The sequence below is a fragment of the Tolypothrix campylonemoides VB511288_2 genome (assembly GCF_045999855.1).
In the GTDB taxonomy this organism is placed as follows: domain Bacteria; phylum Cyanobacteriota; class Cyanobacteriia; order Cyanobacteriales; family Nostocaceae; genus Scytonema; species Scytonema bouteillei_A.
This window is the reverse complement of record NZ_JBFPMW010000012.1, coordinates 23,835-46,248: the sequence shown is the minus strand read 5'-3', so window position 1 is coordinate 46,248 and position 22,414 is coordinate 23,835. Positions and strand designations below refer to the sequence as shown.

General features: G+C 42.6%; 21 protein-coding genes. 12 read left to right on the top strand and 9 right to left on the bottom strand.

The window, feature by feature from the left end; all coding sequences use genetic code 11:
- Window positions 1-599: 599 nt before the first annotated feature.
- Window positions 600-797: a DUF2811 domain-containing protein gene (locus AB0756_RS29035; protein WP_038076983.1), complete on the bottom strand. Its 198-nt coding sequence runs from the start codon at window positions 795-797 to the stop codon at window positions 600-602.
- Window positions 798-1,542: 745 nt separating this feature from the next.
- Here AB0756_RS29035 and AB0756_RS29030 point away from each other — a divergent pair.
- A complete protein-coding gene (locus tag AB0756_RS29030; protein ID WP_038076985.1) occupies window positions 1,543-2,874 on the top strand; it encodes an MDR family MFS transporter in 1,332 nt (443 codons plus the stop codon).
- Window positions 2,875-2,880: 6 nt separating this feature from the next.
- On the opposite strand, the gene hisIE is transcribed toward AB0756_RS29030, so the two are convergent.
- Both hisIE and AB0756_RS29020 read right to left on the bottom strand, forming a co-directional pair.
- Window positions 2,881-3,531 carry a bifunctional phosphoribosyl-AMP cyclohydrolase/phosphoribosyl-ATP diphosphatase HisIE gene (gene hisIE, locus AB0756_RS29025; protein WP_038076987.1) on the bottom strand — a complete coding sequence of 217 codons (651 nt, stop codon included), beginning with the start codon at window positions 3,529-3,531 and terminating at the stop codon, window positions 2,881-2,883.
- 100 nt (window positions 3,532-3,631) lie between these two features.
- On the bottom strand, window positions 3,632-3,817 hold the full coding sequence (locus AB0756_RS29020) for a ChaB family protein (RefSeq protein WP_038076990.1): 186 nt from the start codon (window positions 3,815-3,817) through the stop codon (window positions 3,632-3,634).
- 102 nt (window positions 3,818-3,919) lie between these two features.
- Here AB0756_RS29020 and hemL point away from each other — a divergent pair, with 102 nt between their 5' ends.
- From hemL to AB0756_RS29000, 4 genes are all read left to right on the top strand, one after another.
- Window positions 3,920-5,218: a glutamate-1-semialdehyde 2,1-aminomutase gene (hemL, locus tag AB0756_RS29015; protein ID WP_038076994.1), complete on the top strand. Its 1,299-nt coding sequence runs from the start codon at window positions 3,920-3,922 to the stop codon at window positions 5,216-5,218.
- A gap of 671 nt (window positions 5,219-5,889) precedes the next feature.
- Window positions 5,890-7,503, top strand: a complete 1,614-nt coding sequence (locus AB0756_RS29010; RefSeq protein WP_038076996.1) for a serine/threonine-protein kinase — start codon at window positions 5,890-5,892, stop codon at window positions 7,501-7,503.
- 142 nt (window positions 7,504-7,645) lie between these two features.
- A complete protein-coding gene (locus AB0756_RS29005; protein WP_408104030.1) occupies window positions 7,646-8,119 on the top strand; it encodes a hypothetical protein in 474 nt (157 codons plus the stop codon).
- A gap of 4 nt (window positions 8,120-8,123) precedes the next feature.
- Entirely contained in the window at window positions 8,124-8,306 is a 183-nt protein-coding gene (locus AB0756_RS29000; protein ID WP_050046729.1) for a DUF6887 family protein, read from the top strand.
- 139 nt (window positions 8,307-8,445) lie between these two features.
- Here AB0756_RS29000 and recA read toward each other — a convergent pair whose 3' ends face one another.
- Window positions 8,446-9,528, bottom strand: coding sequence for a recombinase RecA (recA, locus tag AB0756_RS28995; RefSeq protein WP_038077003.1), 1,083 nt, complete (start codon window positions 9,526-9,528; stop codon window positions 8,446-8,448).
- Window positions 9,529-9,815: 287 nt separating this feature from the next.
- Between recA and xseA the strand changes: the two genes are divergently transcribed.
- Both xseA and xseB read left to right on the top strand, forming a co-directional pair.
- Complete coding sequence (xseA, locus tag AB0756_RS28990; protein ID WP_038077006.1) at window positions 9,816-11,051, top strand: exodeoxyribonuclease VII large subunit; 1,236 nt, start codon at window positions 9,816-9,818, stop codon at window positions 11,049-11,051.
- Window positions 11,052-11,088: 37 nt separating this feature from the next.
- Window positions 11,089-11,301: an exodeoxyribonuclease VII small subunit gene (xseB, locus tag AB0756_RS28985; protein ID WP_038077009.1), complete on the top strand. Its 213-nt coding sequence runs from the start codon at window positions 11,089-11,091 to the stop codon at window positions 11,299-11,301.
- 58 nt (window positions 11,302-11,359) lie between these two features.
- On the opposite strand, the gene AB0756_RS28980 is transcribed toward xseB, so the two are convergent.
- Entirely contained in the window at window positions 11,360-13,681 is a 2,322-nt protein-coding gene (locus tag AB0756_RS28980; protein ID WP_167844773.1) for a sensor histidine kinase, read from the bottom strand.
- A gap of 176 nt (window positions 13,682-13,857) precedes the next feature.
- On the opposite strand from AB0756_RS28980, the gene AB0756_RS28975 reads away from it, so the two are divergent.
- Window positions 13,858-14,604, top strand: coding sequence for a sucrose-phosphate phosphatase (locus tag AB0756_RS28975; RefSeq protein ID WP_202048671.1), 747 nt, complete (start codon window positions 13,858-13,860; stop codon window positions 14,602-14,604).
- Window positions 14,601-15,236 carry a Holliday junction branch migration protein RuvA gene (gene ruvA, locus AB0756_RS28970; RefSeq protein ID WP_038077016.1) on the top strand — a complete coding sequence of 212 codons (636 nt, stop codon included), beginning with the start codon at window positions 14,601-14,603 and terminating at the stop codon, window positions 15,234-15,236. Before AB0756_RS28975 ends, ruvA begins: the two co-directional genes overlap by 4 nt.
- A 128-nt stretch (window positions 15,237-15,364) precedes the next feature.
- Here ruvA and AB0756_RS28965 read toward each other — a convergent pair whose 3' ends face one another.
- The gene (locus AB0756_RS28965; RefSeq protein WP_162002210.1) at window positions 15,365-15,514 is read right to left on the bottom strand and encodes a hypothetical protein; all 150 of its coding nucleotides are present in this window, start codon (window positions 15,512-15,514) and stop codon (window positions 15,365-15,367) included.
- 41 nt (window positions 15,515-15,555) lie between these two features.
- On the opposite strand from AB0756_RS28965, the gene AB0756_RS28960 reads away from it, so the two are divergent.
- Both AB0756_RS28960 and AB0756_RS28955 read left to right on the top strand, forming a co-directional pair.
- Complete coding sequence (locus tag AB0756_RS28960; RefSeq protein WP_038077020.1) at window positions 15,556-15,852, top strand: hypothetical protein; 297 nt, start codon at window positions 15,556-15,558, stop codon at window positions 15,850-15,852.
- Complete coding sequence (locus AB0756_RS28955) at window positions 15,853-16,143, top strand: hypothetical protein (protein WP_038077025.1); 291 nt, start codon at window positions 15,853-15,855, stop codon at window positions 16,141-16,143.
- Window positions 16,144-16,281: 138 nt separating this feature from the next.
- Here AB0756_RS28955 and uvrA read toward each other — a convergent pair whose 3' ends face one another.
- Both uvrA and AB0756_RS28945 read right to left on the bottom strand, forming a co-directional pair.
- Entirely contained in the window at window positions 16,282-19,176 is a 2,895-nt protein-coding gene (gene uvrA, locus AB0756_RS28950; protein ID WP_050046728.1) for an excinuclease ABC subunit UvrA, read from the bottom strand.
- Window positions 19,177-19,276: 100 nt separating this feature from the next.
- Window positions 19,277-20,311, bottom strand: a complete 1,035-nt coding sequence (locus tag AB0756_RS28945) for an RRXRR domain-containing protein (RefSeq protein ID WP_038077028.1) — start codon at window positions 20,309-20,311, stop codon at window positions 19,277-19,279.
- A 339-nt stretch (window positions 20,312-20,650) separates the two neighbouring features.
- Between AB0756_RS28945 and AB0756_RS28940 the strand changes: the two genes are divergently transcribed.
- Window positions 20,651-21,379, top strand: coding sequence for a Uma2 family endonuclease (locus tag AB0756_RS28940; RefSeq protein WP_038077030.1), 729 nt, complete (start codon window positions 20,651-20,653; stop codon window positions 21,377-21,379).
- Between the two features lie 117 nt (window positions 21,380-21,496).
- Here AB0756_RS28940 and AB0756_RS28935 read toward each other — a convergent pair whose 3' ends face one another.
- A complete protein-coding gene (locus AB0756_RS28935) occupies window positions 21,497-22,399 on the bottom strand; it encodes an alpha/beta fold hydrolase (RefSeq protein WP_038077034.1) in 903 nt (300 codons plus the stop codon).
- Window positions 22,400-22,414 lie beyond the last annotated feature (15 nt).

Sequence of the window (22,414 nt, the reverse complement as noted above, 5' to 3'; positions counted from 1 at the left end):
CTGCAGCAAAACAAAGTGAATGAAAACTACTTTCTTGGGAAACATAACAAAGCTCTACGGGCTCATCTCTCCTAACTACAATTATCACTCTCTAGAAAAACTTGGGACTGGCGAGTGGGGAAGTTTCCCAATCCCCACTCGCCAATCTTTTACAAAAAGCTGTGTTTCTTGTGACTAAGTGTCTGAGCTTTTGATATTCATTCTTTGACTTCTCCAAAATACATAGCTTGAAAAAACTTCGAGTGGTACACTATACCGCTCGAAGTTTTTATATTTCTTCGATGTCCCTAAATTTAAAGCACGAGCGAGAATTCCTTCAACGTTTAAGCCAATCAAATCAACTATTTCTGCCCGATTCGATAACGACAGCATCGTCCCAAAAGACGAAGGCGGTTGCACGGTATCGACCTAACCATGAGATTGAGAGCGTTGTTCCAATCCCTTGGTGCTGTATATTTACAGTTCGGGCATAACAACCTTTTATTACCACCTCATTTGTCGTCTGTGGGTTCGCATTTTGGACAAGTACGGACTCCGTGTAAGACTATCTCCAAGATATCTCTACACTCTTTCTAACCAACCGAGCAAGGTATTTTTATTTAACAATGGTGAAATAAAGTTTCTAAGTAAACACGAGCCGCACGGCGATCGCTTTCTCCATTTTGAAGTAAAAACAGGGACAGAGCTGCTGTCAGGACGCGGTTTTGATCCCAATCTGGATGTGTGTCTAGATAAATTTTGAGGGATTCGTGAAGTGCTTCGGGAATTTCGCTAAAGATACCAACTGTCGTATTCATGAGATGTTTCTCCTTTGAAGTTCATCGATGGGATAACCTTGCTTGTAGTAGAGCCACCAGAGGGAAAACAAACTTAAGAGCCTTCTGAAAGCAAACAATGGATGCTTAGGTAAATTTACACAGCAACTCAAAGGACTAAAAGAGCAAGCCGCACTATTTTGCTCTAAAAGGGGGTAGGGTTGTCAATGCTGCGAAATGTTAAGAATTCGTTTATAAAAAATTAACGTTTACGCAAGTACAAAGGTTTTCGGTATGTTTTTGTAATACTTCGTAATATTAACTCAGTCTTTCGAGCTAGATAACGGTAGCAGTAAAAAATCCCCAATAGAGTAGCTAAAGCTTGTAACATCATCAAGCCTCTGTGGAAAACAACACAATACCTGTGGAAACCTTGTGGAATGATTGAGGAAAATTTGGACGAATGATAAGAATTACAAACATTGACCGATGACCAGTCATCGGTGACATTTGATAGTTGGTTGTCAAATTTTTAAGAAGGCAGCTTTGCTGAGGGCAGAGAGCAATGCGGTCTTGGGCTTTGCCCAAGTAGAGCAATTGCGGAAGGGCAGAAGGGACTAATTGGAAGGGGATTGGACCCTTCCCAATTTCGTTGCTCCCAATATCGTTGCATTTGGGAGAGGTTTCCTACCCGATATCTAAACAAAGGTAAGCTCTGTTTTAACTTCATCGAACCCACTTTGACCGTAAGGTAGAAGTTGCTACAGCAATCGAGGCGGTATAACTAATGATATTTCTTACTCGAATCCCGCTCCCCGTGAAGAAACAAAAACTACGGCTTCTACCAAAGCTAAATTACCAAATCTGGATTCTAGCTATTGGGAGATTTCTCTTAGAATTTGGCACTGGCTTCACTTTGTTTTACGCCCCAATCTTTTTCGTGAACAAAGTTGGTTTGTCAGCAACGTCTGTCGGTATAGCTTTGGGTAGCGCTTCATTATCTGGGATTCTCGGACGAATTTTAAGCGGTTCTTTTTCAGACTCCCCCGATATTGGACGACGCCGCACTTTGTTGCTGGCTGCAGCCGTTTCAGCAATTGGCTCTATGGTCTTGGCTGCAACTGACGATCTTGTTACCCTGTTAATCGGGAATACGATCGCGGGGATGGGCTTGGGTTTATACTGGCCTGCTAACGAGGCTATTGTTGCTGATGTTACACTACCGGAAACTCGTCATGAAGCTTATGCCATAACTCGACTTTCAGACAATCTGGGTTTGGGTATGGGAATTGTATTGGGAGGATTTTTAGTCGCAACAACAGGAAACTACCGCTTACTTTTCATTATTGATGCCATTTCGTTTGCAGTCTTTTTTGTAGTTGTTTATTTTGCCATTCAAGAAAACAATCGAGTACCCAAGTCACATATCACAAGGAATCAACAGCTAGTATCTTGGTTAACCTCATTACAAGATAACCACTTCCGCGTGTTTATAATTGTTAACATAATTTTTACAATATATTTTTCACAATTACATAGCACCCTTCCCATTTACTTTAAAAATTTTGTATCCACTGGAGCATCGGGAAAAGGATTTTCTGAAACAACTATCAGTACACTTTTCGCTTGGCATTTAAGCATTGTTATTTTGGGACAGTTACCCATCGCCCGTGTCTTAAAACGATTTAGCGATCCTCTAGCACTTGTTGTTTCTGCGGTATTGTGGGCTACTGGTTTTCTTCTCATTTGGATGACCTGCACGGTCACGTCTTATCATTTAGTTTGGGCAGCTTTGGCGTTAGGAATCTTTGCTCTTGCGATTGTTTCTTATACCCCTTCCTCTTCCTCTCTAATCACGGAGTTAGCTCCTGAATCCCAGCGCGGTGTTTACTTTGCCATCGGGGCTCTGTGTTGGGCTATTGGATATGCTATTGGTCCCTCTTTTGGAGGTTGGGTATTAGACCAAGCTGAAATAATCGTGACGTATTATTGGCTGGGATTAGCACTAACGACTGGTATTGCGATCGCGATTTTGCTGCGCCTCAATAAACTAATTCGGAACCAAATAGAGACTGAGGATAAGGGAGAAAGACCTATTTTCCCAAAATCCAAAATCTAAAATCCTTTACTTCCGCCGTTCTTGCAACTTGCGATAAACGGCTTTGATATCAACATTATGATGAGCCAACGCGACAAGAGTGTGGTACAACAGATCTGCAACCTCACCTGCGATCGCATCTGGTTCGTCATCCTTAAAAGCCATCACCACCTCAGCGCTTTCTTCACCTATCTTTTTCAAAATCTTGTTATCACCACCAGCCAGCAACTTACAGGTATAAGAATCCTCCTGTGGATTGTCGCGGCGATCGCAAATTACGGAAAAAATTTGTGACAGTGTACTGCCTGGAGGTTGGACAATTTCCCCATGAACTTGATGAAAGCAACTGCGTTCCCCAGTGTGACAGGCAATATCTCCTATTTGCTCTACACCAACTAGTAATGCATCACTATCACAATCGTATCGAATACTTTTCACCTTCTGTATGTACCCAGAAGTTTCCCCTTTATGCCAAAACTCCTGTCGGGAACGGCTCCAAAACCAAGTTTCTCCACTTTCCAAAGTCTTCTGTAGCGATCCCTGATTCATCCATGCCATCATCAGAACAGTCCCGTCCAAATAGTCCTGAACAATAGCGGGTACTAGCCCTTTTTCATCGTAGCGAATATTTTCTAAAGGAATGGCATTGTGTAATGACTTGACATCAGAAGACAACATACCAACTGCTTTTTTCTTCGGTAAATAGAGTTCCTGGCTTCACCATACCATTCAACAGCGCAGTTGGTATGTTTTTTCTCAACTACTTTTTTTCCCGATCTTAAACGATGCTCCTGTACATTGCGGATTGCATTTTCACTGCACTTAAAGCGACCTGGTGAGCTTTTGGTGCTTCACCGTACCAATGGATTGCCGAGTTAAAAGCAGCTCGGTACAGATCCTGGTATGCCTCAGAAAAGCGAGTGCGAATTTCTAAAGGCAAGTCTTGATTGGACTTGTATAACATATTGTTATTTTCCTGGTTCTGCTAATTTACTAGAATAGTAGTTTTAGACAGTGTTTACCCCTATCGTAAGATAGAGTCTGTTTCCTAATGTAGGTGAGAACCTTGGTAAATACAACAATTAAAACTACAAAATCACAAGAAATCTTTGCATCTGCCCAAAATTTAATGCCAGGAGGGGTAAGTTCGCCCGTCCGAGCTTTTAAATCCGTGGGCGGACAGCCTATCGTTTTTGACCGTGTTAAAGGCGCATACATTTGGGACGTAGATGGCAATCAGTACATTGATTACGTAGGAACCTGGGGACCTGCCATTTGCGGACACGCTCACCCTGAGGTGATTGCAGCACTTCATGAAGCATTAGACAAGGGTACAAGCTTCGGTGCGCCAAGCGTATTGGAAAACGTCTTGGCTGAAATGGTTATCGACGCTGTTCCGAGCATTGAAATGGTAAGATTTGTTAACTCCGGTACAGAAGCTTGTATGGCTGTTCTGCGGTTGATGCGAGCTTTTACCAAACGTGACAAAATTATCAAGTTTGAAGGTTGCTACCACGGTCATGCCGATATGTTTTTGGTAAAAGCGGGCTCTGGTGTAGCAACATTGGGTTTACCTGACTCCCCAGGCGTTCCCAAATCAGTCACAAGTAACACCCTCACAGCACCTTTTAACGATTTAGAAGCAGTCAAAGCCCTCTTTGAGGAAAATCGTGACGAAATTGCTGGTGTGATATTGGAGCCAGTTGTTGGAAATGCTGGTTTCATTACCCCTGATGCTGGCTTTCTAGAAGGATTGCGGGAACTTACCCACGACCATGGGGCATTGTTAGTATTTGACGAAGTGATGACAGGCTTCCGCATCGCTTACGGCGGTGCTCAAGAGAAGTTTGGCATTACCCCCGATTTGACAACACTCGGTAAAATTATCGGCGGTGGATTGCCTGTGGGAGCTTATGGCGGTCGTCGAGATATCATGTCAATGGTTGCTCCAGCTGGTCCAATGTACCAAGCAGGAACTCTCTCTGGTAATCCTTTGGCAATGACAGCAGGAATTAAAACACTGGAATTGTTGCAAAAACCAGGAACTTACGAGTATCTTGACCAAATTACTCAAAAATTAGCAAATGGTTTGCTTCAGGTTGCCCGAGAAACAGGTCATGCAGCTTGCGGCGGTCAAATCAGCGGTATGTTTGGTTTGTTCTTTACTTCAGGACCAGTTCACAGCTACGAAGACGCGAAAAAGTCCGACACAGCCAAGTTCGGACGCTTCCATCGCGGTATGTTAGAGCGCGGTGTTTATTTAGCACCATCTCAGTTTGAGGCTGGGTTTACCTCCATCGCTCACACAGAAGAGGATATTGAGAGAACACTGCAAGCAGCCCGTGAAGTCATGTCTGGTCTGTAAATTCTGAATTATGAATTGTAAACTTTTTTATCGTTCGTAATTCATAATTTTTTACATTTAGATATTGGTGGGCAATGCCTACCAATATCTAACCATCGTAGAGAATCAACCGCAAAATGGCTAATTTTCAACTATCTAAAGGAATAGTTTTTTTAATAAAAACAGATATCCGTATCCGGTTGACTTGCCAAAAAAATAGTAAAAGATTATACTCATAATGCATGGAGTAAAAAAACTTCCTTTTATTTCCTCTGCGCCTTCTGTGGTTTCAAAAAACAAATTCACAAGTTGGACTGCCACAAGAAGTCAAATTCGTAGAAAAATTTCCAGACATCAGGAAATAGCTGGTCTGTCTTAAAGACAGCAAAAAGAGATTTTACAATCGCAACAAAAACTTTTCTTGAAGAAGAATAATTCAGTTTTAACAGTCCTGAATTTTGACATTTAGAGTTAGAAGAAATATTCTTTAACGACAGATTGTATATAGCTTGTTAGTCAGAACTAGTAGATATTCGTGAGTTTACGATTGCTTCATGCAACACAAGCCGAACTTTAGCAACTCTTCAATAGAAATCCAGAGAAAATGACCTGGCAAAAATGAATTTTAAACCTAATAATGAGATAAGAGTTCAACACTCATCATTATTATTCGTGTAGCGAGTTGACTGTACATGAGCTACTGCATAAATCCTACGTGTCCCAACCCTGAAAATTTAGCATATAGCGACAGGTGTCAGTCTTGCGGCTCGCGACTGCTAATGCGCGATCGCTATCGCATCATTAAAGCCTTAGGTCAGGGTGGTTTCGGTGCAACCTTTTTAGCTGAAGATGAAGCCTTACCGGGAGAACCAAGTTGCGTTATCAAGCAACTGCGTCCTTCAGGGACAGCGCCCCATATCTTGCAAATGGCACGGGAACTTTTCGAGCGAGAAGCTGTTACTTTGGGTCGGATTGGTAACCATCCCCAAGTACCCCGCTTGCTGGACTATTTTGAAGACCGCGAACAATTCTATCTAGTTCAAGAATATATCAACGGTCCGACTTTACAGCAGGAGATCAAACGCAATGGAGTTTATAGCGAAGCAGGAGTTAAGCAGTTTTTAAGCGAGCTTTTGCCGTTACTGCAATACATCCACGAACGAAAAGTGATTCACCGCGATATTAAACCGGCAAATATCATTCGTCGTTCTCAAGATTGCAGGTTAGTGCTGATCGACTTTGGTGCGGTTAAAAACCAAGTACAAACATTGGCAAACCAATCCGAGCAAACTGCGTTAACGGCATATGCAATTGGCACCCCTGGTTTTGCTCCTCCAGAACAAATGGCAATGCGTCCCGTCTTTGCTAGCGATATTTACGCCCTAGGCGTAACCTGTATTTACTTGCTGACTGGCAAATCTCCTAAAGATATAGATTACAATCCCACAACAGGCGAAATGCAGTGGGAACGGCTTGTCTGCATTAGCGACCACTTAACGGAAGTGCTACGGAAGATGCTGGAAGTATCAGTTCGCAATAGATACCAAACAGCAGAGGAAGTACTGAGAGCCTTAGCACTCGAACCTTACTTAGATAGTTTGGCGCAAAGTATGATGGTGCGGCAAAGTGGTGTAAAAGAGCGGTCCTCAAACCATTTAGAGGACGAAAAAGTTTTTTCTAACGTTCGTTCTGCTCATACTTCGAGCGGACAAGGAGTGGCACAGATGGCAGCTGCTATTCGAGCTAGAAGAGCCAAAATGCCCGAAGGTACAGGTCTGAGTGGAGTAGCAACACAAAGAGTAATGACAATGAAATCTACCACACTCGCTGGCAGTCATAGCGGTTCTTCTGGGGATAATAAGTCTCAAGTACAGCGTAAATTGGATACTCAGGGTTTGCTCACAGCGTATATGAAAGGGAGAAGAGATTTTGCCCTATACAATTTAAATCTGCTGAATTTGCAAGGTGCTGACTTATCTGGGACTAATTTCCATAGCTCTCAATTACAAAATGTTAATTTTCAAGGAGCTAATCTTAACAGTAGTGATTTTGGACGCGCTAGCCTCAATCGCGCAAATCTTAAAGATTCCAACTTAACCAAAGCGTATCTGAATAATGCTGATTTAGAAGGAGCCGATCTTCGAGGAGCAGATCTCAGCTTCGCATACCTCAACGGTGCAAATCTTCGAGGAGCAAATTTGTGTGGAGCTAATTTAACTGGTGCTAAAATTTCTGACGAGCAATTGGCATTAGCGAAAACAAACTGGATGACAGTGCGTCCCAATGGTCGGCGAGGCTTGTTGTGATTTTAAATTTTATATTTCTCGATCGATATTTCACAGGCAAACACCCAGTTTTTCAAAAACTGGGTTTTGCACTGTCAAAAGGTTAGATATAAAAACGCAAAATGGAGCCGACACCAGCACAATTAAAACAAATGTACAGAATTTGCCAATTAAAAGTGGATTACCAAAACTTCATTGGATTGATAGTGCTTGTGTAGGAACATCAGAAATAGTTAAATTGCGTATCTGTCAACCATTACGTGTTAGCTGTAAGGGACACGGGACCAAACAGGTACAAAGAGTTAATGCTAAAGGCTTTCCCGCCATAGCCAGCATAAACAAGAATCCGATTACAGGTAAAAAAGAAGTCAAGTTAGTGAGTAAAAATCAGAAATATACTCATGCCACAGCAGGTGACTACGTGATTTGCCATTTATCAGAAAACCGTAAACATACTTTAGCGGGAATTTATCGTGCTAGAGTTAAAACTCCAACTCCCAAAGGAGTAGAAGTGCTCATTAACGGTCATCGCATCGGAGTCAATCAAAAACACTTAAAGCTTATTCATCGCTCTGATGGTTATGAATACAGTTTTACTCCGATTGACCCTGATTTACTTCGTTTTAGCGCGATTTAATAATATGACAAAACCTAATTTTGAAGCAATGTCACTTCAAGAACTGCGAGAGTATATTTTAGAGCATCGGAATGATGACGATGCAGTTCATGAGATGGTACTCCGTATTCGTAGAAACGGTAAGACTGGAACAGTTGACGAATTTATTGAACACGTTAAACACAAACTGACACAAAATCAACAATAAATCGAAGCAGCACCGATGAAAAAATCTCGCAGCCAAGCATGAAAAAGGCAAACTAGGGTGACAATAACCACCCTACGCCTGCGTCTGTAAATCGCTCGAGCAGCTTGTAGGATGGGCATTTCGCCCGTCCCACAATCACTTACTCCTCTTCAAAGTCCTCGTCTGCATCTTCTTCATCATCGTCACTTGGCTTACCGACTGAATTAGCAGAAACAACAGCACCCATTTCTAATTTTTCTCGTACTAACTGTTTAATCTTGTCGGTAAATTCAGGCTTCTCTTCCATGTATTTAATAGCGTTATCCCGACCTTGGGAGATATTTTCACCACTATAACTGTACCAAGCACCCTTACGGATAAGAACTCCTGTTTCTTCAGCCAAGTCTACCAGACAACCTATAGTAGAAATACCTTTGCCAAAGATAATGTCAAATTCTGCCACTCTAAAAGGTGGTGCGACCTTATTTTTAGCAACTTTGACTTTGACACGGTTACCAAATTCTTCAGTCCCTTTTTTCAAGGTTTGAATCCGGCGAATATCTAGGCGTACTGAAGCGTAGTATTTGAGAGCATTACCACCAGTTGTTGTTTCTGGGTTTCCATAGGTAACACCGATTTTTTGCCGCAACTGGTTGAGGAAAATAACTGTACAACCAGATTTTCCAATATTACCAGTGATTTTGCGTAACGCTTGGCTCATCAATCTCGCTTGAAGACCGACGTGTGCATCACCCATTTCGCCTTCAATTTCAGCACGAGGAACCAATGCTGCTACTGAGTCGATGACTACAATATCAACTGCAGCAGAACGAACCAATTGGTCAACAATCTCCAAAGCCGCTTCCCCTGTATCGGGTTGAGATACTAACAAATTTTCAATATCAACACCCAATGCAGCGGCGTAGGTAGGATCGAGGGCATGTTCTGCATCAACGTAAGCAGCGATACCGCCATTTCTTTGTACTTCAGCAACTGCGTGTAGTGCTAACGTCGTTTTACCAGAACTTTCAGGACCGTAAATCTCAATGACCCTTCCCTTGGGAATACCGCCACCTAATGCCAGATCCAGGGTAAGCGCCCCACTAGAAATAGTTTCTACCCGCATACGGGTAGCATCACCCAGGCGCATGATAGTTCCTTTGCCAAAGGTACGCTCAATCTGATTGAGTACCATGTTGAGCGCTTTTTGCTTGCCAGCAGCATCAGTCGTGTTAACAGCCATTCGGAGCCTCTATATTATGGATCTAGGGAGTGTAGATTTGGAGTCGAAATAGAACAGATATACTATTTTAAACACAAATTGCTAATTTAGTACTTCTCTGTAAAGAAGCGTAAACTACAGCAAGAGCCTCCTTGTGGAAACAGGTGACAAGATTCTAGCGCACTCGTTGCCTTGTTTGACACAGACAAATGACTCAGTAATAAATTGTATAATATCAGTATCAGTAAGCAGTGACCACTAACCACTAACTAGCAACCAGTTACGAATCCAAAAATCGAAAATTAAAAATGACTTTTAACCTCCCTGACTCTCTCATTCCTGAAACAGCACTGACAGTAGCAGGATTAACAGATTACATTCGCTTCCTGTTGGAGCAAGATGAGGAATTGCGCCGGGTTTGGGTGACTGGAGAAGTTTCTAGCACTAACAAGCACCGCAGTGGCTTATTTTTTACGCTACAAGACCCAGAGGCTACGGCAGCTATTAAGTGTGTGGTCTGGAACGGTCAATTGCCAAAATTGGCACAACTTCCTGTCTCAGGGGAGCAGTTAATTGTTTTGGGAAGTCTTAAACTTTACCGAGAACGGGGAGAGTACCAACTGAGTGTTTGGCAGGCTTTTCCTGCTGGTGTTGGTTTGCAAGCCTTGCGTTACCAACAAATACGACAACGCTTGGAGGCAGAAGGATTATTTGACCCACAAAGAAAGCGATCGCTTCCTACGCATCCCCAAACTATTGGTGTGGTCACATCTGGGACAGCTGCCGCTTGGGGTGATATTCAAAAGACCCTAAAACAACGATATCCGGGATTGCAAGTTTTGTTTTCTCCTGCAATCGTACAGGGTGACCAAGCACCTCAATCTATTATCAACGCCATTAGAAGGGTGGAAAAAGATGGACGTGCAGAAGTGCTGATTGTATCACGGGGTGGGGGTGCTGTGGAGGAATTAGCATGCTTTAATGACGAACGGGTAGTACGAGCAGTGGCAAATTGTTCGATACCAGTTATTACGGGGATCGGGCATCAAAGAGATGAATCATTGGTAGATTTGGTTGCAGATGCTGCGGTGCATACTCCTACTGCAGCGGCGGAATTGGTTGTACCATCGCTAGCCCAATTGTACGCCGAACATCAGCAACGAGCTATCGCTTTACAAGAAAGCGTGCGTTATTCTTTTCAAAGGGCGGAAAATAAATTACAACAAATGCAAAACCGTTTGTGGCGCTTGCGGTTAGATCGACAAGTTCAGCAGGACTTTCAAGCTTTAAGTTGGAAGCGCCAGCAGTTAATAAGAGCGACAACCGTGCGGTTGCAGCGATCGGTACAGCATATAGAAATGTTGCGGCAAAAGTTGACAACTCTCGATCCAAAAGCGGTCCTTCAGCGCGGTTATGCAGTGGTGCGATTGGAAAATGGTGCGATCGCTCGTTCTGCGATTGAGCTAACTGTAGGACAAGATTTGTCGGTTCAGTTGGGTCAGGGTGAAGTTAAAGTAAAGGTTGTTGATGTCAATGATTTTTGAACCGCTAAGACGCAAAGAACACGAAGGTTAAATAGAAATGGTTAACGTGACTGATAAAGAAGGTTGGAATTACGAAGCTAAGGTTGCTGAGGTAGAAAGAATTATTGCTCGCATTGAGTCGGGTGATTTGGAGTTGCAGGAGGTTTTCGAGCAATTTACGTCTGCTGTTGAGTATTTGCGTCAGTGTGAGGGGTTTTTACAAGAACGACAGCAGCAGGTTGAGTTGTTGATTGAGACTTTGCACGATTAGCGGAAAAGGGGGACAAGGAAGATACAGTAGAGCTTTCTCCCTTGTCTGCTCCTTCTCCTTAAACCCTTGGCAATATTACGGTAAAAGTGGTTCCCACACCCAGTTGACTTTCTACAGTAATTTGACCTTTGTGTAATTCAACTGCATTTTTAACGATTGCTAACCCCAGACCTGTTCCTGGAAGATGACCCGTGTTGCTGCACCTAAAAAAAGATGTAAAGAGTTTGTCTATATCTTCTTCTGGAATGCCAATTCCTTCATCTTGAACTCGGAAAATGGCACTTGTACAATCGCATATTAATTCAAAATTTATATGACCGCCTTGTGGGGAGTATTTGATAGCATTTGATAGTAAATTTGTAAAGATATGCCGTAAGAGTTTTTCATCCATAATGGGAAGTTCTTCCCTTGTACAACCATAAGCGCATTGTTCTACAAAATTAATCTGATATTGTTCACCAGCGCTCAGTTGTAACTGTTCTACTAAATCCAGACAAAAACTAATTAAATCTATAGGCGCTGGCTCGAATTTTAGTTTACCTGCTTCTGTTTTTCCAAATACTAAAATATCTTCTAATATTTGATTGAGATGTTTGACACTAGATTTAATTTTATCAAAGTGTCGCTGTTTCTTTTCTTCAGTTAATTGTTCGCCGTACTTTTGCAGAAATTCGCAAGATAGTAAAATAGTGGTTAATGGAGTGCGAAATTCATGGGATGCGATCGCAATAAAGTGTGATTTGAGTTGACTGATTTCTCTTTCTTTTGCTAAAGCTAATCGAGTTTCTTCTGCTTGCTTGCGTTCGGTGATATCCTGGGCTATCCCGACTCTTCGATAGACTTGTCCGTGATTGTTTTTTACCGGGAAACTGCTATCCCAAATCCAACGAATTGTTCCATCTGGTCGTACAATTCGATATTCATTTTGATAAGCACTATGAGTATTTTCCTTCATGAGGGCAGTCACGTGTTCTCTATCTTCTGGATGAATAGCATCTAACCAAGAATCGGGATTGCCGTACAAACTTTCGCAACTCCTTTTCCATACCTGTTCGTAAGCAGGGCTAATATAAAGAATTTCATAACTGCGAAAATCTCTAATCCAAAAAACTTCTTGAATGTTTTCTGCTAATTGACGGAATTTTTCCTCACTTTGCCGCAACATTTCCTGCGCCATAAGCTTGGATGTCAGTTCTAGCTGCAACTGAGTATTGCTGGCTTTTAAGTTTTGTTCTTGCTGAGTTAAAGCAGTCACAAGTTGACTGAGAGATTGTGATAAATTTGCAATTTCATCTTTGCCTTCAATAGCAGGAATTTTGATTTGTCTGTTACCTCGGCGGATGTAGTTAGCAGCTTTTGCGATCGCTAACATCGGGTGGGTAATTGCCGTTGCTATCAACCAACCCAAAACTGTAAAAACAGTACCCAATATCATGTTCAAAATAAATATTTGCTGCTGTAAATGCCAAACTGGGATAAAAGCTTCATCAGTTTTTTGTCGTACCAACACCAGCCATCCCAACCCCGAATAATTTCGATAACCAAGACTGCGAGCAAAGCCAGTGAGGTAAGTATGACCATCAGACCAAGTTTCAATCAAATAACCATTTTTACCGCTTTGCGCTGCTTTCACACTTTTAAGAGCTAGTAAATTAGCATTTTTTACCTCAGTTGGTGTTAATAATAAATCTCCATTGCTACGAAGAACCAACATTTGTATTTGACGATTTTCTAAAGAGTCCAACAGAGATTTTTCTAACTCTTTAGACCATGTCCAGCTAAGATGAGCACCCAATACACCCCTTACTTTTCCTTGTTCATCCATAACAGGGACTGCAATATCTACAAAGCGCAATGGTTCACTTGTTGGTTTGGGAAGTAATTTTGCTAATTTCACTGCTTCATGTACATCACCTACGTAAGGAACTTTTTGCCCGTACACGTACCAAGGTCTTTGAGAGACATCTTGACCTTCCAATAATTTTCCCGTACTCGCTTGAACTATACCCTTGTTGTCAGTCAAACCTATCCAAGCATAATCAGTGTAAGTACTTTGAAGTTTTTCTAACAGGATACGTTGCTGTAGCGCGGGAGAGTGTGGACTGCGGATAGTGTCCAGAGTACTCATTACCTGAATGTCTTTGTATCGCTCAAACATTCCTCGGTCTAACTTGTCTGTCATTTGGTAGGCTAATTCTGCTAGCGATCTACCAACGTCGAATCTTACCTGTTCGCTAGCGTAATGTCCGACAATGAGACTGGCTAAAATTGTCAGTACAAAAGCAATGCTGCTAATTGTCAATCCCAAGCGGGTTTTCAGGCTGCAGTGGGGATTTAACTTAGCACTTAAGCGATGGGACAAACTAATAATACTCACCACTATACAACGCTTCTACCTCCACAGACCAATTCAAAATTTCAGCAAGTCATGTATCTTCTTAGTTTATCTACTCTTTTTTTAAGTACAAGTGCCTAATTTGTCTAGAGTGAAAAAGATAAAACTGATGCCAAAAAGGCATAAACTTTTTTGTGGTAAAGCTGACAAAAGAGGTTGCTGTGGCTAAATTTCTATTCGTAACCGATCTAGACAATACCTTTGTAGGGGATGATAATGCTTTGGCTGAGTTGAAGGAGCTTTTACAAAACCACCGCAAGCAATACGGTACAAAGATAGTCTATGCCACAGGGCGATCGCCAGTTCTGTATAAGGAACTCAAAGAAGAAAAGAATCTTTTGGAACCAGATGGTTTAGTGTTAGCTGTCGGAACAGAAATCTACCTTAATGGTGATGATACACCCGATCCGGAGTGGTCGAAGCATTTATCTTCCGGATGGAACCGCGACCTTATAGTATCTGTGACTGACAATTTTCCGGCTTTAGTTCCCCAACCAGACTCAGAACAACGCCCTTTTAAGGTCAGTTTTTTCCTTCAAGATGAAGAAGCAAGAAAAATTATACCACAACTTGAGTCAGAGTTTAAAAAATGTGGTTTAATAATCAAATTAATTTACAGCAGTGGTATAGACTTGGACATTGTCCCTCCTCACAGCGATAAAGGTCAGGCAGTACAATTTCTCCGCCAAAAGTGGAACTTTGTACCGGAGCGCTCTGTTGTTTGTGGTGATTCGGGAAATGATATTGCTTTATTCGCGGCTGGCAAAGAACGGGGAATTATTGTTGGCAATGCTCGTCGAGAGCTACTTCAATGGCACAATGAGAATCCCGTTGACTATCATTACCTAGCACAAAGCTTTTGTGCGGGTGGCATTCTAGAAGGATTGAAATACTTTGGATTCTTATGATTAGTTACCTCAAAGGAATTGTTGCTGCTATCCAAAACACAGGAGCTCATCGTCATATCCTGACTCTTGAAGTCAATGGTATGGGGTATGATTTGCAAGTTCCATCGAGACTGGCAAAGCAATTGCCAGAAATTGGTGGTGAAGTGCAAATTTTTACCCACTACCAAATTCGGGAAGAAGTTCCTATGCTCTATGGCTTTGGTTCGCCAGGAGAACGAGACGTGTTTCGGCATTTATTGGGTGTAAGTGGTGTGGGGGCGGCTTTAGCGATCGCACTTCTCGACACCCTGGAATTACCCGATCTCGTTCAAGCAATTATCACAGCGAATGTTCAAATTTTGATCCAAGCTCCTGGAGTTGGTAAGAAAACTGCCGAACGATTGTGTTTGGAACTCAAAAACAAGTTGATAGAGTGGCGCAAGTCCGCCGGCTTTTTTGTCGCCACAGGCGGTCCTGCGCCTGGAATTTTGGACGAAGTGCAAATGACTCTATTGGCTTTGGGTTACACTGCTAGTGAAGTCAGCCATGCCTTACACGTGGTAAGCGAAAATATTGGGTTGCCAAAAGACGCTTTTGTGGAAGATTGGATCAAACAAGCGATCGCCCACTTAAGTAGCGAGTACAGTCAGTAAGTTCCAAACCGATCGTGTACTTTATATTAAGCTGTTCTGCTGATAGGTTGCATAATTTGGACGGGCGAGGACGCCCATTCTACAAGAATCAGATTGATGCACGACTATGTAAATAAGAGCACAACAGCTTAAACCTCTTCACAGAGTGCTTTTACCAATGGACTCGATTTTTCTTCGGAATCCATTTGTAATGCTTCAGGACGAATTGAGGGATCGCCTGCAATAATGGTGTAATGCACGTTAGGATCTGGATTCGTGGCGATGCTTGTCCCCAGCATCACTCAGTATTAAACGATAAAAACATACTATATTTGTATCTATGATTACTGGTCAAAATTTTCAAGTGATTAAAAATGCAGTTTCATCGAATGAAGTAGGAGAATTAGTGATAGGAGAAGTTATTAAAGGAAAAGTATATCGAGTTTTAATTAATGATGCAGGACAAATTTTGCTAGATCCCATAGATTTAGAAAGTATTCCCGATAATCAACGATGGCTGTGGCAAAATTCAGAAGCGATGGCTATGGTACAACGGGGTTTGCAACAAGTAGCTTCTGGAGAAGTTCATGACTTAGGTTCTTTTGCCCAGTATGCAGACTTGGAGATTGATGATTAAATGCAATTCAGGCTGCAATACTCAACTGAAGCCAGGGATACTTTAGCTAATTTGGAGAAAACCGACTCCAAAAAATATCGAAAAGTCTTAAAAACACTGGCGCTCCTGGAAACTAATCTCCGTCATCCTGGTTTGCAAACTCACAAATTTGATGGTTTATCTGGACCTAACGGTGAAGAAGTATTTGAAGCATATGTGGAAAATAAAACATCAGCCGCGTTTCGAGTGTTTTGGTACTACGGTCTAGGTCAGGGAGTGATAACAATATTGGCAATTACTCCTCATCCTTAATCCTATGAAGTAAACCTAGCATAGTACATTTAAGGTAAAGCTTACAGGAGGCAGAGCCTCACGGTAAGGCATTCCCAAGCGGAGCCACCGGATCGAGGTGGGAGGTCTTGACCAGTTTACTGGTCACGGATTTACTGGTTACTGGTTAGATATTAATACTTGCTTCAAATACTGTCCGGTATATGATTTTGGATTTTCTGCGATTTCTTCTGGTGTTCCCACTGCAATAACTTCTCCTCCTTTGTCACCGCCTTCCGGTCCTAGATCTATCAGCCAATCCGCACAACGTATTACATCTAAATTGTGTTCGATGACCAAAACGGAATTGCCTTTATCAACTAAACGTTGCAGGACATCTAATAATTTATGAACATCATAAAAAGATAAGCCTGTCGTTGGTTCATCTATCAAATAAAGTGTTTTACCAGTAGCGCGACGTGATAGTTCTGTTGCTAATTTCACCCTCTGTGCTTCACCGCCAGATAAGGTTGTCGCAGGTTGTCCCAGTTGAATATATCCCAATCCAACATCCACTAAAGTTTGCAACTTATTTACAGCTTTGGGAATGTTTTTGAAAAATTCTAAAGCTTCCTCTACTGTCATACTAAGAACATCAGAAATAGATTTCTCTTTGTACTTCACTTGCAAAGTTTCACGGTTATATCTTGCCCCTTTACAAACTTCACACTGGACGTAAACATCAGGTAAAAAGTTCATTTCAATGACATTTACACCTTGTCCGCTACAAGCTTCACAACGTCCCCCTTTAACGTTGAAAGAAAATTGCCCTGGTTTATATCCCCTAGTTTTTGCTTCAATTGTTTCTGAAAAAACTTCTCGAATAATATCAAAAACGCCCGTATATGTTGCAGGGTTAGAACGAGGTGTTCTTCCAATAGGAGATTGGTCAATAACTATGGCTTTATCAATGGTATCTAAGCCTTGAATACCATCTATCTCTTTAGGAAAAGGAACTTTCCGCGTCAGTTGATGTTGCAGCGCTGGGTAGAGTAATTCGTTAATTAGGGTAGATTTTCCAGAACCTGAAACACCAGTGACAGAAACAAGTTTTCCTAATGGTATTTCTACATTAATGTTTCTCAAATTATTGCGATGGGCATTTTGAATAACCAAACTTCGCCCGTTTCCTTCCCTACGTGTTGCGGGAGTTGCGATCGCTCTACGTCCTGATAAATAAGCTCCTGTCAGCGATTCTTCTGAATTGAGCAATGCTTGTAAATCGCCTTGAGCAACGATTCTACCCCCATTAACCCCAGCAGCAGGACCAATATCAACAACATGGTCAGCCGCACGAATAGTTTCTTCATCGTGCTCCACAACAATTAGGGTATTGCCTAAATCCCGTAACCTAATTAAAGTTCGCAACAATCTTCCATTATCTCGTTGATGCAAACCAATACTGGGTTCATCCAAAACATACAAAACCCCAGTCAACCCAGAACCAATTTGAGTCGCCAGACGAATTCGTTGTGCTTCTCCACCGGAAAGTGTCATTGCCGGACGGTCGAGAGTGAGGTAATCTAAACCTACATCCAGCAAAAATTGCAATCTCGCTTTGATTTCTCTCAATACCAGATCGGCAATTTGTAACTGACGCTGACTCAATTGTAATTGGTCAATTTTGTTCCGAGACTCCCGAATGGAAACCCCCGTTAAATCTATAATTCGGTACTGTCCCAACCGTACTGCTAACGCCTCCGGTTTCAACCGTTTTCCCTCACAGACGGGACACGGTTGATCGACTAAATACTGTTCTAATTTTTGCTTAATTAACTCCGAACCACCGTCATATTGCCTTTGTAAAATTGGCAAAACTCCTTTGAATCCCTCTTTCTGTTTTCTCTGCGAGTCCGTGTTTTTTTCCTCTCCATGGAGAATTATTTCCCTTTGTTCCTCAGTTAACACATTCCAACAGGTTTGCAACTCAAAACTATGTTCTTGACCTAACTTATACAACAACTCCAAATAATACGTATTTTCCTTTTCCGACCAAGGCGCAATAGCAGAATATACTGGTGCTTCAGGATCGGGAACAACCAACTCAGCCGAAAATCTTCTCAAACTACCAATTCCGTGACAGTGCGGACACGCACCATAAGGAGAGTTAAAAGAAAACAAGCGCGGGGATAATTCTTCCATCACCGCCCCGTGTTCCGGACAGGCAAAGTTTTCTGAAAAGACTAATTCTTGTTCTTGCTCTTTTGGTTGTTTCTTATCACTATCGCCCGATGACGAAGAACTAATGAGAATAACTGCAATTCCATTAGATTGACGCAAACAGGTAGAAAGGGAATCAAACAATCGCTCTTGCAAATCCGGTTTTTTTACCAATCGGTCAATAACAACTTCTATGGTGTGAATAACATTTTTATCTAATTCAATGGCATCGGAAAGTTCGCGTACTTCCCCATCTACACGAACGCGGACAAAACCTTGGGATGCCAAACTTGATAGCAGTTTGCTATGCGTCCCCTTTTTGCCCCGAACAACAGGCGCAAGAATTTGAAAGCGCGTGCGATCTGGTAGTTCCATGATGCGATCGCACATCTCATCTATGGTTTGGGGGGCGATACAGCGATCGCATATGGGACAGTGAGGTTCGCCAGCGCGTCCAAACAGGAGTCGCAGATAGTCGTAAATTTCTGTCACCGTCCCTACAGTAGAACGGGGGTTATGAGATGTTGACTTTTGGTCAATGGAAATCGCTGGGCTTAATCCCTCAATCGCCTCAACATCAGGTTTATCGACTTGTCCCAAGAATTGCCGTGCATAAGCGCTAAGGGATTCCACATAGCGGCGCTGTCCTTCTGCAAAGATGGTGTCGAATGCCAAGGAAGATTTGCCAGAACCAGAAACGCCAGTAAAGACAATCAAGCGATCGCGAGGCAATTCCAGATCGATATTTTTCAGGTTGTGCTGTCTGGCACCCCGAATGCGGATAGTGTTTTGGCTGTTTGGGTTTGTCTGAGGAAGGTGCCCATTTAAGGATTGCGATCGCTGAGTGTTTAACATATGAACGGGGTGAGAGAAACAGGCAGGTGCGAAACAGTTCTTAATATTATCATCAAAAAAATGGGTTAGAAACCCGGTCCTTCTAGGACGGCTTGACAAATTAATTAACTACGCGCCACGAGTTGTAAGACAAAAACTTACAATCTGTAGGCACAGCGTTTTGACACAATCGCTGACCAGTATTCAAACTGTGCAGGCTAATTGTTTTTCTATCGGGGTTTTTCTTTGTTGGTGACTCTTGCCAACCGCCAACAAAACAGAATCCGTATTTCGGATGTTTAACGATTGAACCACGCTTAAAACCAGCACTCATGGTGCCACCATATCGAGAACGTATGTGTTGGCGTGCATATTGCAATCGATGAAGCTGTCTGCGGTGAAACTCAAGTGGGACAGCCTCAATCAACTGTGTGTTATCTGGGCGGGAGTGTCCTTGGACAGACCAATTAGCTAACACCCATGAATCAACACAATGAGCTTCAAACTTGTTTGACAATTTTTGTTGAGACTTATGAAGCCCTAAACTTTGTCGCAGTTGGTAAGTCTCGTTGCCTGATTTAGTCTCAACATGAGCAATTTTTCTGAGTTCGGAATAAAACCATTGTTTTCCTACCTCTAGGGGACTAAACGAAGCATTCCACTGACATCCGTTTTTCCAGGTGCGGGCTTTGATATCCTCCACCACAAAAGTTGATACCGGAAACATTTTGGTTAGCCAGTTAGCTATCCTCAACTTCCACTGCCACCGCGCTTTAGTCGATGGAGGAATACGGTTTTTGTTGACCAACCTGTTAGTTCGATTTTGACGACACGGAGTGTTGCGAAAGCGCCTCGAGCGTCGCATATTGCGTCTTACCTCAATATGGTCTTTCACCCAATCAACAGCATGGGTTTGCACATTTAGGTAAGTGTGAGCTTGCGACTTGAGTGTAAACGCCTCCCTTTTGGAACCAGGATCGATCCCTACTGCTATCGGTTGGCTATTTGTGTTTGAGGGTTCTACGTTCAGTCGGACACAAAACACTCCTTTTTTCCAAAATGGTGTTGCCTTACCTGACTTAATCCAACGCTTGGCTCGGCTTGGAGTCGTCGGCATTCGAGGTCTATTTTCACTGTTGACAACCGGTACAAACATTTACGATAAGTCCTATTGCTAGGTATATATTTCCCTTCGCCACTGACTACCACAGAGGTGAAAAACTAGGGAGGCATTCTTAACGTCTTTTGGGATACCACTCCCAGATAGTTCAGCAATTGGCTAGACACTGGTTTCGTCCTGAATTCAGAAGGTGGTGAGTCTTCCTCTTCCAAGCCTCCGCGCTTTAGCCGGAGGTCAGTGACTGTCTCCGCTATCATGATAGAACAATAGTACTGCATTGACAGTGACCAATGACCAATGACCGCTCATAAGCATGGTTACTGGTTGCTGAAGTTAAGCTAGGTGTATCGATAGCGTTAAGGAGGCACTCTTACCATGCTAACTAGTGCAACCACTTATGAAATCACTTGGGAAAAATTACCGGATGATTTTGTTTTAGATGACGAGCCTGTGGATAACATTAATCAGCCACTGTTAGCAGCTGCTTTAACAGAAAGTTTAGAAGTTGCTGGAAGATTGCCAGCCAACTCTTTGACCATAACAAATTATGCTATTTGTGCCACTTTGAACAATCGCATTGTGGTTAAAGCACCCGATTGGGGATTTGTTCCTTCTATTAAGGTGTCACGAGAAGAAGTTAAGCGCAGTTATACGCCAAAACTTCAAGGTGATTTTCCAGTTATCGTTATGGAATTCCTTTCAGATACTGAAGGGAGTGAGTACTCCAGCAAACCTACGTATCCCCCTGGTAAATGGTACTATTACGAGCGAGTTTTAAAAGTTCCTAATTATGCCATTTTTGAACCAGATACAGGATTGCTGGAAGTTTATCAATTAGATGATTCGGGTCGTTATCAGTTGCAATCGCCAGATGAAAATAACCTTTACTGGATTAAAGAAATGAACCTGTTTTTAGGGACGTGGCTGGGGACTAGAGAAAACCGTTCTAGTTACTGGTTGCGTTGGTGGAACGAACAAAGAGAACTGTTGCTGTGGGGTTTTGAGTTTGCAGAACAAGAACGACAACGTGCAGAACAAGAACGACAACGTGCAGAACGCTTGGCAGCGCAATTGCGTGCGTTGGGGATAGAACCGGAAGCGTAAACAACAGAGCAATTGGCAATTGATCTCGTTTCCCGCCTCTGGCTGTGGAATGTCTGACTCAGGAGGCGGAGCCTCAGAACACACATCTCAGGCTCAGCTGGGAAACGAGAAGATCGCTCACCGTTCAGCGATCGCTGATGATAGCCAATTTATAATTTGTTGATTGACCACATCTGGAACTTCATCATGAGGACAATGACCGGCACCAGGGATAGGAACAATTTTGATATCTTTACCATTATCCCGTGCTTGTTCGTAAAGTTTTGCTCCTGTAATTGGGGTCCAAGGGTCTTCAGCTCCCCAAATAACTAATAACGGGCATTCAACATTGGGTAATAATTCCGCTGGCGAGGGACCGGGAGGTGCTGTGAGGATGGCTGCAAAAACTTGTTGTGCTCCGGGAGCGCATGAAGGTGTATAAAGTAAGTCTACCAATTCATCAGTGACGGCTTCTCGATTGCGGTAAACCTGATAGAGCGTGCGGCGAATTTGGGCTTTCTGGCGAATGCGATTGAAAACGAACGCTCCTGTCATTGGGGAACTCACAAATTTGTTGAAAGCTGCCATGACAATGCGTAATGGTGGATTGAGTTCGTGGGGACGGTGACTTAAACCACCCGCACTGTTAATCAAAATGCCACCTGCGGATATTTCTGGATGTTTTGTTACAGTTATCAAACCGATGAGTGCGCCAATGGAATTGCCGATAAAGACTGCTGGTTGTTGTATGTGTACTGTCCAAAAATCTTTTAAGAGTTCCACCCAAATTTCTACAGTGTATTTTAACGGTGGTTTATCGGAACCGCCAAACCCTAACAAGTCGAGGGCAAAGACTCGGTAACCTGCGGCTGCTAAAACTGGAATATTTTTTCGCCAATGTCCAATAGATGCGCCAAAGCCATGAACGAGTACGAGGGGTTTTCCCGTTCCCATGACAGTATACTGGATTTTATGACCCTGCCATGTCCAAAAGTGTTTTTCAAAGGTACTTTGTACTACCTGCTGCGAAGTAACTGTCATTATTAAGATTTGTAG